Source organism: Testudinibacter sp. TW-1, from assembly GCF_050613185.1.
GTDB lineage: Bacteria > Pseudomonadota > Gammaproteobacteria > Enterobacterales > Pasteurellaceae > Chelonobacter.
Genome location: NZ_CP192511.1, coordinates 533,836 through 548,418 on the forward strand (window position 1 = coordinate 533,836; position 14,583 = coordinate 548,418).

Genomic DNA, 14,583 nt, shown 5'->3' on the forward strand with positions numbered 1-14,583 from the left:
GTATTGTACAATAATTTAATAACCATTTTTGACTGAATAACATTCATTAAAAAGGCGAGTTACCTCGCCTTTTCGATTGATTATACTTTTTGCATCGCTGCGACTTCAGCAGCAAAGTCGGTTTCGACTTTCTCGATTCCTTCACCCACTTCAAAACGGATAAAGCCGGAAACGTCAGCACCTTTTTCTTTCAACAATTCGCCGACAGATTTAGACGGATCCATCACAAACGGTTGACCGGTCAGAGAAACTTCGCCGGTGAATTTCTTCATACGACCTTCGACCATTTTTTCTGCGATTTCACGCGGTTTACCGGATTCCATGGCGATAGCCACTTGGATTTCGCGCTCTTTAGCCACAACGTCGGCAGATACATCTTCCGGTTTCACGAATTCAGGACGGCTTGCCGCAACGTGCATTGCGATTTGTTTAACCAATTCTTCGTTTGCGTTAGTTGCCGCAACCAATACGCCGATTTTCGCACCGTGCAAGTAAGAACCAACCACATCGCCGCCGATGGCAGCCACACGGCGGATATTCATGTTCTCACCGATTTTCGCAACCAGTGTCGCGCGCTCTTCTTCAAATTGCGCTTTCAACACGTCGACATCGGTGATTTTGCCAGCCAATGCAGCGTCGGCAACTTTATTTGCCAATGCCAAGAAACCGGCATCTTTGGCAACGAAGTCCGTTTCGCAGTTCATTTCAACCAACACACCGTAACCGCCGTCGACACGCGCCAAGATAACGCCTTCCGCCGCGACACGACCGGCTTTTTTCGCCGCTTTCGCCTGACCGGATTTACGCATGTTATCGATTGCTAATTCGATGTCGCCATTGGTTTCAACCAAGGCTTTTTTACATTCCATCATACCTGCGCCGGTACGCTCACGCAGTTCTTTTACCAATGCCGCTGTAATATCAGCCATTTTTTAATCCTCTTGTCCGTGCAACCTATTGTAAAACAAGCGCACTTTGAATAAAAAAGCAGGGAACATAAAGCCCCCTGCTAACCAATTAATTTGTGTGGTTAATAAGGGCAAACAGCCTTATTACCGATAACATTATTCAGCTGCTGCTTCTACGGCTGCTTCCGCTTCGACAAAGCTTTCTTCTGTTACGGTTGGGTTAGACTGCGCACGACCTTCGTTGACCGCCGCCGCTGCCGCGCTCAAGTATAATTGAATCGCACGCGCCGCATCATCGTTACCCGGGATAATGTAATCCACGCCATCCGGGTTAGTGTTGGTATCCACAACCGCAAATACCGGAATACCCAAGTTGTTGGCTTCTTTGATTGCAATGTGTTCGTGATCGGCAGCGATAACAAAAATCGCATCCGGCAAACCGGACATATTTTTGATTCCGCCTAAACTTAATTCCAGTTTTTCCATTTCACGCGCACGCATTAACGCTTCTTTTTTGGTTAATTTTTCAAAAGTGCCGTCTTGAGATTGCGCTTCCAAATCTTTTAAACGTTTGATTGACTGACGAACGGTTTTCCAGTTAGTCAGCATACCACCTAACCAGCGGTGGTTTACAAAGTATTGGTTACAGCTTAATGCCGCTTCTTTTACCGCTTCAGTTGCCGCACGTTTGGTACCGACAAACAATACTTTACCGTTGTTGCCCGCAATGCGAGTCAACTCAACCAAGGCTTCGTTGAACATCGGAACGGTTTTTTCCAAGTTGATGATATGAACGCCGTTGCGTGGTCCGAAAATGTAAGATTTCATTTTTGGATTCCAGTAACGGGTTTGGTGACCGAAATGTACGCCTGCTTGCAGCATATCGCGCATTGAAACTTGTGCCATAATAATTCCTTATATAATTGGGGTTTAGCCTCCACATATCCTGTCGCATCGACCGTTTGGCACCCCGACTGACAGTGTATGATATGTGTGTGAAGTCTTAGTTAATCATAATGCCATTCCGACTGTTCGGAATAACGGCGCATTTTATACCATAATCAACCGGAAATTACCAGTGAATTAGCGCAACAATGCGCAAGTCTGTTGGAAAAAATCCCCGTTAACAAGCGGGAATTCAGGCTGATAACAAAGTCTCTTTCTCGAATAATTTCCCTCCCTCCGCACGCGGAGGGAGAGAAGTAAGTTTGTCAGCAACATCAATCCCCACTAAAAAGCGGGGATTGATGTTGTAAAGTGCGGTTTTTAAAACTGATCGCGCTGTTGGATAAAGTCCTGATTGATATCAATGTCGGCTTGGTTGCGCAATGATTGAATCAAACTGTTGTAGGTTTGCAGCTGTTTGGCTTGTAAATAACTTGCCGCTAACGCACGTTGTTGATTGTTTTCCGCCACACCGTCGCTGACTTTGACTAACTCCGCCAGATAGACATCGCCTTTGCCGTCCTGCACCGCTTTATACGTCGCTTTGCCGTCGGCGGTTGTCATCGAGAAAATGCCCTCGCGTAATTGCGGATCTTGCATTGAAGCATAGACAACGGTTTCCGCATTGCTTGCCAAACTGATACCGTTCGGCAAACTCACATTTTGTTTGTTTTCCGCTTGGTTGAATTGTTCCGCCAAGGCTTTCACTTGCGTTAACAACACATTTTCGGCTTTTTGCCGTTTCAGCAAGGTTTCAATATCGGCTTTAGCTTCTTCCAAGGTTTTAGTACCTGCGGCTTTATGATCGATCACACGTATAATCACCGAATGCTGATCGCCGACATTGATCGCTTCCGAATTCATGCCCCCTTGCAATAAATCGGTATCGAAAATGTTGTACACCACATTGGAGAAGTTAAGTGCGGTCGGCACGTCTTGACGCGAAAAATAATCGGTCTGCTGCGCTTTCTTGCCGACCGCACTTTCCACATCTACCAACGAAGATTGGTTCTCAAACGCTTTTTCCGCCGCTTGTTTTTCCAAACGGAAGAACGCGCTCGAAGTCAGTTCATTGCGGATGGTATCCACAATTTGACTTTTCACTTGTTCCAGCGGCAAGGTTTCGCCTTGGCGCCGCTCTAACACTTTAATCAAATGGTAAGCGCCATCGACATTAACCGGCTGGCTCACATTGCCAATCTCGGTGGCATACGCCGCTTGTTCGAACGCTTCCGGGAATGAACCGTCATTTGCCCAACTCAGATCGCCGCCATTGACCGCCGATAATTTATCCTGCGAATACTGTTTTGCCAAATCGGCGAAATCCGCACCGTTTTGCAATTGCCGTGCCAGATCTTGCGCCAAGGCTTGATCGGCAACTTGGATATGCGCCAAATGTTGGCTTCCGCGTCCGCTAAACTGGGCTTTATTGTCTTGGTAATATTGCGCCACTTCGACGTCGCCGACGTGAATATTTTTTTCCACGTCAGGGCGCGCGATGTCGATATATTCCACTTTCACCAACTCCGGCACCATAAATGCCGCTTTGTTGGCATTATAATACTGTTCAATCTCTTGCTCGCTAACCTGTTGTTTTGCCGCTTCCGTCGCCAGAGGAAAAGCGGTTAACCGCACTTCACGTTGTTGGAAGATTTGTTTAATCATTTGATTCAGCTGTTCTTCGCTCAAGGTTTCCGAACCTAATATACCGTTTTGCAACTGTTGCATCGCAATGGTCGCACGCAAGGTTTGCGCATAATAGTCAGAACTAATGCGGTTAAAATGCAAGAAGTTTTGATAGGTTTCGTTGTCGAATTTGCCGTCTTTTTGGAAGTTCGGACTGCTGACAATCGCACGCTTGATCTGTTCATCGCTGACCGCTAAACCGAGTGATTGCAAATATTGTCCCAACAGGGCTTCATCGATCAAGCCGTTGAGCACATCCCGTCTGAAATTAGTTTCAAATTCCGGCGAATCCATCAACAAGGCAAATTGCGAGCCCATCTCTTGGCTGAATTGGCTGTTTTGTTGCTGATAGGCATTTTGAAAGGTTTGCTGGCTAATTTCTTCGCCGTTTACCGTTGCCGCCGCGTTATTCACCGTCGAACCTAAATAAGTGCCCACGCCGCCCAGCACAAACGAAATCGCAATTAAACCGAAAATGATTTTCCATAACCAGCCGCCTACGCCGCCGCTCAGTTTTTCCATCATAATGTATTTTCCTGTCGCTAAACTTAAAATATTGCCGAATTATAGGCGAAAGCCCGCCGTTATGCACGTATAGATTATCTCCGTACGCGGCTTTTCATCCATTTGACATAAAAAATAAAAAGCCAAAAACTGACAGAATTTGGCTTTTCGGATATTAAACGGATTAATTCACGATTTGTGACGGTTGCGGCTTGCCGCCGCGTTTTTTACCGGCAACCACCGCTTTTTTGACTTCTGCCACCGCCGGAGTCACCAACTGAATGCCTTCCGCCGGATTTTGCAACGCCAACGATAAAACCTCATCGATGGTTTCGACTGCGCGAATATCCAAATCCGCTTTGGCATTTTGCGGAATCTCTTCCAGATCTTTGACGTTATCTTTTGGAATCAGCACCAATTTAATGCCGCCGCGATGTGCCGCCAGCAGTTTTTCTTTCAAACCGCCAATCGGCAACACCTTGCCGCGCAGGGTGATTTCCCCGGTCATTGCCACATCGGCGCGCACCGGATTACCGGTCAGGCTGGAGACAAGTGCGGTACACATTGCAATCCCCGCGCTCGGTCCATCTTTCGGTGTGGCACCTTCCGGCACATGGATATGAATATCGCGTTTTTCATGGAACTCGGAATTGATACCTAAACGTTCCGCTCTTGAACGCACCACCGTCATCGCGGCTTGAATTGATTCTTTCATGACATCGCCCAATGAACCGGTATAGCTCAATTTACCTTTGCCGGCGACGGAAGCCGCTTCAATCGTCAGCAGATCGCCGCCCACTTCGGTCCACGCCAAACCGGTGACTTCGCCCACACGATTTTCCGTATCGGCCCTGCCGTATTCAAAACGCTTCACCCCTAAATACTCATGCAGATTGTCGGCATTCACCACCAATGATTTCAGCGTTTTGTCCAATAACAGATTTTTCACCGCACGGCGGCAAATTTTGGAAATTTCCCGTTCTAGTGAGCGCACGCCCGCTTCACGGGTATAAAAGCGGATAATGCCGAGAATCGCGCTGTCCTCAATGCTCAATTCGCCTTTCTTCAAACCGTTGCGTTCCATTTGTTTGGCAACCAAATGGCGGGTGGCAATATTGAGTTTTTCGTCTTCGGTGTAACCCGACAAGCGAATCACTTCCATCCGATCCAACAACGGCGCCGGAATATTCATTGAGTTTGAAGTGGCAACGAACATCACGTCGGACAAATCATAATCCACTTCCAAATAGTGATCGCTAAACGTGGTATTTTGTTCCGGATCTAACACTTCCAACAACGCCGACGCCGGATCGCCACGCATATCCGCCGCCATTTTGTCGATTTCATCCAACAAAAACAGCGGGTTTTTCACCCCGACTTTACACATTTTCTGGATCAGTTTGCCCGGCAATGAGCCGATATAGGTTTTACGATGTCCGCGAATTTCCGCTTCATCACGCACCCCGCCCAACGCCATGCGCACGTATTTACGCCCGGTCGCATTGGCAATAGACTGTCCGAGTGAGGTTTTCCCCACGCCCGGCGGGCCGACCAAACACAAAATCGGACCTTTGACTTGATTTAAACGGCTTTGTACCGCCAGGTATTCCAAGATCCGCTCTTTCACGCGTTCTAAGCCGTAATGATCGGAATCCAACACCTTTTGCGCGCGCGCCAAATCTTTTTTTACCTTGCTGCGTTTATGCCACGGCACTTGCACCAACCATTCGACATAACTGCGCACCACGGTGGCTTCCGCCGACATCGGCGACATCATGCGCAATTTCTGTAATTCGGCTTCGGCTTTCTCGCGCACTTCAATCGGCATTCTGGCTTCTTCGACTTTCAAGCGTAATTGTTCGATTTCATCGTTATGATTGTCTTGTTCACCCAGCTCTTTCTGAATGGCCTTAATCTGTTCATTCAAATAGTAATCGCGTTGGCTTTTTTCCATTTGTTTTTTAACGCGACCACGAATCCGTTTTTCCACCTGCAAAATATCCAATTCGCTTTGCATGGTGCCAATCAGCAACTCGAAACGTTCAACCACATTGTATTTTTCCAACAATTTCTGTTTGTTTTCCAAGGCAATCGGCATATGCGCCGACATGGTATCGCTCAAACGCTCGGAGTCATCAATGCCGCGTAGGGCGCTCACCACTTCCGGCTGGACTTTTTTATTCAATTGCACATAGGAATCAAACTCTTCCAACGCACTGTTTTGAATCACTTCCAATTCCTGCTCATCGCCGCTCACACTGTCGATAATCTCAATATCCGCCATCAGCAGCCCGTCATCATGAAATTGGAGGATTTTCGCCCGTTTTTGCCCTTCCACCAGCACTTTTACCGTACCGTCCGGCAATTTCAGCAATTGAATAATATTTGCCAGTGTCCCGACGGAATAAACATCGTCGTAGCTCGGATCCTCTTGTTCCGCTTGCTTTTGCGCCACCAGCAACAACTGTTTGCCGCTTTCCATCGCTTTTTCCAAACTACGGATGGATTTTTCCCGTCCCACAAATAACGGCATCACCATAAACGGAAACACCACTACGTCACGCAGCGGCAACACCGGGATATGGGTTTGTATGGTTTGTTCTGCACGCATTCTTTATCTCTCTTGTTGCTAAAATGGGAATTAACGGACTCTATATTGGGTTATTCGGCGGAAATCTCAAGGATTATTTACCCTTTTGATCAAAATTTCTCAGCTAAAATAAAAGTGCGGTTTTCCGTTGGAGTAGAAAACCGCACTTGCTTCAACCGCTGCTAACTGGCTTGTTCCAGCCGATACTCCAGTTTCGGCGGCTGTTGTTTGGCAATAACATCCTCATCAATCAGCACTTTTTGCAGGTTATGCAATGACGGCAGATCATACATCGTATCCAGCAACACCGCTTCCACAATCGAACGTAAACCACGGGCGCCGGTTTTGCGTTTCATGGCTTTTTTCGCCATTGCCACCAACGCGCCCTGAGTGAATTCCAGATCGACATCTTCCAGTTGGAACAGCGCCTGATATTGCTTGGTCAGCGCATTTTTCGGTTCGGTCAGAATTTTAATCAAGGCTTCTTCATCCAGTTCGCTCAGGGCGGCAACCACCGGTAAGCGCCCGATAAATTCAGGAATCAAGCCGAATTTAATCAAATCCTCCGGTTCCACCTGTTTCAACAATTCGCTGATCCCGGCTTTGTCTTTTTCGCCTTTCACTTCGGCGCCGAAACCGATACCGCTCTTCACATTGTTACGTTGATCGACCACTTTATCCAAGCCGGCAAATGCGCCGCCGCAGATAAACAGGATTTTCGAGGTATCGACGCGCAAAAATTCCTGTTGCGGGTGCTTTCTGCCTCCTTGCGGCGGAATCGAGGCAGTGGTGCCTTCAATCAGTTTGAGCAACGCCTGCTGTACGCCTTCGCCGGATACATCGCGGGTGATTGACGGATTATCCGATTTGCGGCTGATTTTGTCGATTTCATCGATATAAACAATGCCGCGCTCGGCTTGCTCGACTTTATAATCGCAGCGTTGCAGCAATTTTTGAATGATATTCTCCACATCTTCGCCGACGTAACCGGCTTCGGTCAAGGTGGTGGCGTCCGCCATCGCAAACGGCACATTCAGCATTCTTGCCAACGTTTCCGCCAACAAGGTTTTTCCGCTGCCGGTCGGACCGATTAACAGAATGTTGCTTTTGCCCAGCTCGACATCGCTTTTGATGTCGCTGCGTAAGCGTTTATAGTGGTTATATACCGCCACCGCCAACACTTTTTTGGCATGATCCTGCCCGATCACGTAATCGTCCAGATGTTTGCGGATTTCGTGCGGGGTCGGCAGCTTGTCTTGCAGCGGCTCAACCGCACTTTCAGCGGCAGCGTTTTCTTGCTCGTCTTTTTCCAGCAAATGGTAGCAATCTTCGATACATTCATTGCAAATGTAGCCGGCAACGCCGGCGATCAGTTTTTCCACTTCGTGCTGTTCTTTGCCGCAAAAAGAGCAATGATGTTGTTTCTCGTTCGACATAATGTTATCCAATTAAATGCGTTGCGTTAATACTTCGTCCACCAAGCCGTAATTTTTGGCTTCTTGTGCCGACATAAAATTATCCCGCTCGGTATCGCGTTCAATTTTATCCAACGGTTGTCCGGTATGCTGTGCCAGACGCTGATTCAGAGTGTCGCGGATTTTCAAAATTTCTTGTGCGTGGATCTGAATATCCGACGCCTGTCCGCGATAACCGCCCAACGGTTGGTGGATCATCACCCGCGAATGCGGCAGGGCAAAACGTTTGCCGGCGGTACCGCCCGCCAATAAAAACGCGCCCATCGAACAGGCTTGTCCGATACACAGGGTGCGCACGTCCGGTTTGATAAACTGCATGGTGTCGTAAATCGCCAATCCGGCGGTCACGACTCCGCCCGGTGAATTGATGTACAGATTAATGTCTTTTTCCGGATCGACCGACTCCAAATACAGCAACTGGGCGACAATCAGGTTTGCCATATTGTCTTCCACCTGCCCGCTTAAAAAAATAATCCGTTCTTTTAACAAACGCGAGTAAATGTCATAGGCTCTTTCGCCGCGTGATGTTTGATCCACCACCATAGGGACTAAACTCATTTTTTCCTCTACTTAAAAATTGACACAGAATTTTGTCATTCTACCGAAAAATCACCTAAAAAACAGGCTAATCCCGATTTTTAACCGACCGAAAAACAAAAAGTGCGGTCATAAACCGCACTTTGACAATCAAAACAACAACTTGCCGATTAAGCTTGTTGTGGGTTCATGATTTCGTCGAAAGAAGCCGATTTTTCACTCACTTGTGCTTTCGCCAATACCGCGTCAACCGCTTGTTCTTCCAAGACCACATTGCGCAAGTTGTTCATCAACTCTTTGTTGTTGCGGTAATATTCGATCACTTCCGCCGGTTGCTCGTAAGCGGCGGCGATGTCTTCGATCATCGCTTGCACGCGCGCGTCGTCCACTTTCAATTCGTTAGACGCAATCACTTCGGCAAACAATAAACCGACTTGTACGCGGCGGCGGGCTTGATCTTCGAAAATTTCACGTGGCAATTGGAAATCTTTCGGGGCTTGACCGCCGAAACGTTGTACCGCTTGTTGTTGCAACACTTCGATTTCTTGATCCACTGCCGCAGCCGGAACATCAATGCTATTGTTCGCCAACAAACCGTCGATCACTTGGTTTTTCACGCGAGTGGTCAAGGCATTGTTCAATTCACGCTGCATATTTTTGCTGATTTCAGCGCGCAAATCAGCAACGGTTTTGTTTTTAGCACCGAATTTCCGTACGAACTCTTCGGTTACTTCCGGCAATTCCATCTCTTCCACTTTTTTCAAGTTGATGTCGAATTTTGCCGCTTTACCTTTCAGATTTTCCGCATGATAATCTTCCGGGAAGGTTACATCAATGCTGAACGTTTCGCCCGCGCTGTGCCCAACGATACCGTCTTCGAAGCCCGGGATCATACGGCCTTGTCCCATTAACAATACGAAATCCGCCGCTTTGCCGCCTTCAAACGCTTCGCCGTCAACCGAACCGTCGAAATCGATGGTCACGCGATCATCGGCTTTGGCCGCAACCGCACTTTCTTTCCAAGTCGCTTGTTGTTTACGCAACACGTCAACCATCTTATCGATATCGGCGTCGCTGATTTCCACAACCGGTTTTTCAACTTGAATATTTTCCAAACCTTGCAATTGTACTTCCGGATAGACTTCAAACGTTGCGCTGAATTTAAAATCCTGACCTAATTCGTATTGTTCCGGCATAAATGTCGGACGACCGGCAAAATTGATTTTATCCTGCATGACCGCATCAAAGAAGCTGCGCTGCATTGCGTCGCTCAAGACATCTTGACGCACAGAAGCACCGAAACGTTTTTCAATGATCGCCGGCGGAATTTTACCTTTACGGAACCCGTCGATACGGGCATTTTTGGCTACGCTTTTTAATTCTTCACGAACGTTTTGCTCGATAGTTTCAGCCGGAACGGTAATCGTGATACGGCGCTCAAGACCTTGGGTCGTTTCTACGGAAAATTGCATTTTTTACCTCAAAAAATCAGATATTCTCGGCGCCGCTGATCTCAATCGTATGAACAATCAACACCGAACTTAAAAAATAGACAGGGGATTATACCCAGTCTGACCGAATCAGTCGAGTTATAAGCGCAGAAAACGGGATAATTGGCGAATTTTTAAACCGCACTTAGGTTATTTCATCGGCGTGCAAACAAAAAATCCGATTCATGGCGAATCGGATTTTGAAAAATTACAATCCTTTCGGAATACGGATTTTTTGTCCCGGGAAGATTTTATCCGCGTCTTTGATCACTTCTTTGTTGGCTTCGACGATTTTAGTGTATTTCGCGCCGTTGCCGTAGGCTTTTTCGGCGATTTTCCATAACGTATCGCCTTTTTCAATCACATAAAACTCCTCATCGGCAGCCAAACGTTCGCCGCTGGCAATGGTGACGCCTTCCGCTTCCACTTTGGTAATGCCGGCGATATTGCCCGCCATTAAAATCGCCTTTTCCAAGGCCGAGGCGTCTTTTGCCGTGCCTGCGATTTTCGCCACGCCGTTTTCAACCGTCACCGCCACGTTTTCCACGCCCGGGTTATCTTCATTAATGTGTTGCGTAACCGCACTTGACGCTTCTTCTTCCTTGCCGAAAATTTTCTTACCGATGTTGCCGACAAAATCAAATAATCCCATGTGATGTCCTTACTAAGTAGTTGATTAATTAACGGCTTCCAAGGAAGCCGAACGTAGTTCCTTTGCTATTATCCGATCAGTTTTACCTTAAATCAAATAAAATGCCATTTCCTTAATGAGGATTAAACCGAAAACGGATATTGAATCGGCGGATGCGACTGATAGCCCGTCACCTTGAAATCCTCCATCGTGACCCAGGTTTCCAAATCTTGCAGGGTTTTAATCGCCGGATTAATCTCCAACTGCGGCAGCGGCAGCGGCTCGCGCTGCAATTGCACCGTTTTCATCAGTTCCAGTTGATCTTCATAAATATGCGCATTGACGATTTTGTGATACGCCTGCCCTGCTTGTTTGCCGGTAATCTGCGCCATCAGCGCCAAAAAAGTGTAAACCTGAATTTGGTTGAAATTCAAGCCGAGCGGCACATCGCACGAACGTTGGTAACTGGTGAGATACAGCCTGTCATCTAAGAGCGAAAAGGTATGGGTGTGCATACACGGGCGCAGGCAGCCCAGCTCAATTTCGCCCGGATTGTAGAAGGTGATAATTTCGCCGCGATCATCAATCCCGTCGGATAAGTGATCCACCACTTTGCGCAGCTGATCCAAATGCGAACCGTCCGGTTTGCGCCAGCTTCTGCCTTGTACGCCGTAAACCCGCCCCATATCGTCCGTACCTTTACGGTGCGGGCTATTGAGCCAAACTTGATTGTCGTTGGCATTGGCGTCCCAGGTTTTGGTGCCGAGCTTACGGAAATCGGCGGCGTTGTCATAGCCACGGATATACCCCAGAAATTCGGCAATCGCCGCTTTCCAATAACTTTTGCGCGTGGTGATCAACGGAAATTGGTTATTCGCAACATCATAAGTCAAATCGGCATTAATCACGGTTAAGCAGCGCTTACCGGTGCGTTCATTGCCGACCCAAACCCCGTGATCGACGATCCGTTGGCATAAATCCAAATACTGACGCATATTTTTTCTCCTCTAAACCGCACTTTTCGCGGCGGCACGCCGATAAGCCCAAACCACAATCAACAGCCCGATCAACATCATCGGCGTTGATAAAATTTGCCCCATCGAAATTTGCTGTCCTAAAAACAGTCCGAGATGTTCGTCCGGCTCGCGGAAGAATTCGACGATAAAACGGAACAAGCCGTAGAAAAACAGGAACAGTCCTGCCACCGAACCCGCCGGACGCGGTTTTTGGATAAACCAATTCAGAATAAAAAACAGTACCACGCCTTCTAACAAGGCTTCGTACAATTGCGACGGATGGCGTGGCAAATAGCCGCCGGACGGAAACAGCACCGCCCAAGAAACATCGGTCACTCTGCCCCACAATTCATCATTGATAAAATTGCCGATACGCCCCATGCCCAAGCCGAACGGAATCAACGGCGCAACAAAATCCGCAGTTTGCCAAAAAGAGCGTTTTTGTAAACGAGAGGTGATCACCATCGCCACAATCACGCCGATTAAACCGCCGTGAAACGACATGCCGCCGTCTAAAATACGGAATAAATACAGGGGATCTTGCACAAAGCGCTCGAATTGATAAAACAACACATAGCCAATCCGCCCGCCTAAAAACACCCCGAGGAAACCGTTAAACAGCAGCGAATCAACCTGATCCACCGTCCAACCGCTGTTTGCCCGGCGTGCGCGCCGCACCGCCAGCCAACGCGCAAACACAAAGCCGATCAGATACATCAAACCGTACCAACGCAAGGCGAGCGGACCGATACTGAAAATCACCGGATCAATTTGGGGAAAGACAATATATGAACTCATCGTTTAACCTATAAACATTTTAACTGCCACCAAGCACAACCAAAGGGCGAACGCTTTTTTCAAGGTCGGCACCGGCAAGGTGGTGGTGAGCGTCGCACCGAATTTTGACGTAAAAAAGGATACCGTGGTGATCAACAGCACTGCCGGCAGATAAACATAACCTAAGGAATAAGGCGGAAGCCCTTCAACGCCCCAGCCGCTCACCGCAAAACTGATCATGCCAGACATGCCTAACAGCATACCGCAAAAAGAAGACGTGCCAATCGCCTGTTTCATCTCCAAACCGCGCGCATTTAAAAACGGCACGATAAACGCCCCGCCGGCAATACCGGCAAAGCTGGATACGGTTCCAATCAAAACACCACCGATAATGCCGTTTTTCGCATTCAACGGCTTATTACCGGTTTGGTGTTTGATCGACAATAACATTTTGATCGCCAGATACAATACCATGACCGCAAACATTTTACTGGTCACCGATTTCGGCAGATAACTGACGAACAAACCGGCAATAAAAACCGAAATCATCAATGCCGGAATCAGATATTTGGCTGCCTGCCAATGCACGTTTCCCAGTTTGTGGTGGCGCTGTGCCGAAGAAAATGCGGTGATGACAATCGTGGCAAAGGACGTTCCTAACGCCACATTCATCAGCAGCGCCTCAGGAATGCCGATTTGAGGAAGTAAATATACCAGCACCGGCACAATCACCAAGCCCCCGCCAATGCCGAATAAACCGGCAAGAAAACCCGCCAAGGCACCGGTTAACAAACAACAAATAATAAAAAACGTCATCTTTTTTCTCCCCTCGCTTCCCCTTTCGGCACCGCTATTTTTTTATCATGGTTTTTGCGCTCGTATTCTTTGCGTTGATAACGCGGACTCTTTCGATAGCGGGTGTGATTATTGTGCCGTTCGCGCTCGTGCTCGCTTTTGTTGGATTCTCGCGGTTTTGCGCTGCCGCTCACACTGCTTTTGGGTTGTTGAAACAACGCTGTCGGTGCGAATTCTTTCATTACTTTACGATAAACTTCGCGTTTAAAGGAAATGACTTGTCTGACGGGATACCAATAGCTGACCCAACGCCAACCGTCGAATTCCGGAGTCGGCGTCGCCTGCATATTGATATTTTTTTCATCGCCGATCAGTTTTAATAAAAACCAGCGCTGTTTTTGCCCGATACAAACCGGGTTGCTATCGTTGCGCACCAAGCGTTTCGGCAACTTATAGCGCAACCAGCCTTTGGATAAGGAGAGGATTTTGACATCCTGTCGGCTTAAACCGACCTCTTCGTACAACTCACGGTACATGGCTTGTTCCGGTGTTTCGCCCGCATTGATTCCACCCTGTGGAAACTGCCACGAGTTCTGTCCGCACCGTTTCGCCCACAACACCTGCCCTTGTTGATTACAGATAATAATTCCTACATTCGGGCGGTAACCATCGCAATCGATCACTATCGATCCTCTTACATCATCTTGAAAAGTCTGAAATGGGATTGATTGTTTCATAATATCGCCGGTGATACAACCATAACCGTATTTGGCAAACCGCACTTTGCATTTCATCTGTCTCCGAGGCGCGCGCACGCCGCTATTTTCCGATAAAAACCGCTCCGTCTGTGGATAACTCTGTGTGCAATCATGGGAAGAAATGTTGCTTGTCCATCAGGATCGCTACGGCAACTGCGCTCCAATACTGACGATCGCCGATCGTTCGCCGGATCCGCCTTCCGCCGGCGGTTTTTCAAGCTTTCAGCCCAAACCGTCCTGTGAGATGTTGATAAAAAAATCAGTTATGATCCAGTTTGTGAACAATTTATTTCCGTCGTTAACAAAAAGTGCGGTTTGTTCACAACCTGCGAGTTATTCAGTTTTTCTGTGGATAAATTTGTGGCTGAATCAGGAATTAAACGGGATAAACACAGACCGCACTTTCGCTTTATTCTTTTTTATCTTTTAAATCAAAAAGATAAAAATATCCCGCAGCAATTCCCGCCGGCG

Annotated in this window: 13 protein-coding genes; 1 reads left to right on the top strand and 12 read right to left on the bottom strand. The window is 47.8% G+C overall.

Annotated elements, in window-relative coordinates:
* Positions 1–80 precede the first annotated feature (80 nt).
* From tsf to rppH, 12 genes are all read right to left on the bottom strand, one after another.
* A complete protein-coding gene (gene tsf, locus ACQ31U_RS02605; protein ID WP_431053547.1) occupies positions 81–929 on the bottom strand; it encodes a translation elongation factor Ts in 849 nt (282 codons plus the stop codon).
* A gap of 135 nt (positions 930–1,064) precedes the next feature.
* A complete protein-coding gene (gene rpsB / locus ACQ31U_RS02610) occupies positions 1,065–1,814 on the bottom strand; it encodes a 30S ribosomal protein S2 (RefSeq protein WP_431053548.1) in 750 nt (249 codons plus the stop codon).
* A gap of 360 nt (positions 1,815–2,174) precedes the next feature.
* A complete protein-coding gene (locus ACQ31U_RS02615) occupies positions 2,175–4,064 on the bottom strand; it encodes a SurA N-terminal domain-containing protein (RefSeq protein WP_431053549.1) in 1,890 nt (629 codons plus the stop codon).
* A 163-nt stretch (positions 4,065–4,227) separates the two neighbouring features.
* The gene (gene lon, locus ACQ31U_RS02620) at positions 4,228–6,654 is read right to left on the bottom strand and encodes an endopeptidase La (protein ID WP_431053550.1); all 2,427 of its coding nucleotides are present in this window, start codon (positions 6,652–6,654) and stop codon (positions 4,228–4,230) included.
* A gap of 161 nt (positions 6,655–6,815) precedes the next feature.
* Positions 6,816–8,069 (bottom strand): ATP-dependent protease ATP-binding subunit ClpX, encoded by a 1,254-nt coding sequence (gene clpX, locus ACQ31U_RS02625; protein ID WP_431053551.1) that lies wholly within the window; start codon positions 8,067–8,069, stop codon positions 6,816–6,818.
* A 12-nt stretch (positions 8,070–8,081) separates the two neighbouring features.
* Positions 8,082–8,666, bottom strand: a complete 585-nt coding sequence (gene clpP / locus ACQ31U_RS02630; protein ID WP_431053552.1) for an ATP-dependent Clp endopeptidase proteolytic subunit ClpP — start codon at positions 8,664–8,666, stop codon at positions 8,082–8,084.
* Between the two features lie 149 nt (positions 8,667–8,815).
* Complete coding sequence (gene tig / locus ACQ31U_RS02635) at positions 8,816–10,117, bottom strand: trigger factor (protein WP_431053553.1); 1,302 nt, start codon at positions 10,115–10,117, stop codon at positions 8,816–8,818.
* A gap of 226 nt (positions 10,118–10,343) precedes the next feature.
* Positions 10,344–10,787, bottom strand: a complete 444-nt coding sequence (gene lysM / locus ACQ31U_RS02640) for a peptidoglycan-binding protein LysM (protein WP_431053554.1) — start codon at positions 10,785–10,787, stop codon at positions 10,344–10,346.
* 122 nt (positions 10,788–10,909) lie between these two features.
* The gene (locus ACQ31U_RS02645; protein WP_431053555.1) at positions 10,910–11,761 is read right to left on the bottom strand and encodes a thymidylate synthase; all 852 of its coding nucleotides are present in this window, start codon (positions 11,759–11,761) and stop codon (positions 10,910–10,912) included.
* Between the two features lie 12 nt (positions 11,762–11,773).
* On the bottom strand, positions 11,774–12,580 hold the full coding sequence (gene lgt, locus ACQ31U_RS02650; protein WP_431053556.1) for a prolipoprotein diacylglyceryl transferase: 807 nt from the start codon (positions 12,578–12,580) through the stop codon (positions 11,774–11,776).
* 3 nt (positions 12,581–12,583) lie between these two features.
* The gene (locus ACQ31U_RS02655; protein ID WP_431053557.1) at positions 12,584–13,375 is read right to left on the bottom strand and encodes a sulfite exporter TauE/SafE family protein; all 792 of its coding nucleotides are present in this window, start codon (positions 13,373–13,375) and stop codon (positions 12,584–12,586) included.
* Positions 13,372–14,037, bottom strand: coding sequence for an RNA pyrophosphohydrolase (rppH, locus tag ACQ31U_RS02660; protein WP_431054265.1), 666 nt, complete (start codon positions 14,035–14,037; stop codon positions 13,372–13,374). The genes ACQ31U_RS02655 and rppH overlap by 4 nt, the downstream gene beginning before the upstream one ends.
* A 178-nt stretch (positions 14,038–14,215) precedes the next feature.
* Between rppH and ACQ31U_RS02665 the strand changes: the two genes are divergently transcribed.
* On the top strand, positions 14,216–14,542 hold the full coding sequence (locus ACQ31U_RS02665; protein WP_431053558.1) for a hypothetical protein: 327 nt from the start codon (positions 14,216–14,218) through the stop codon (positions 14,540–14,542).
* The last annotated feature ends 41 nt before the right edge of the window (positions 14,543–14,583 follow it).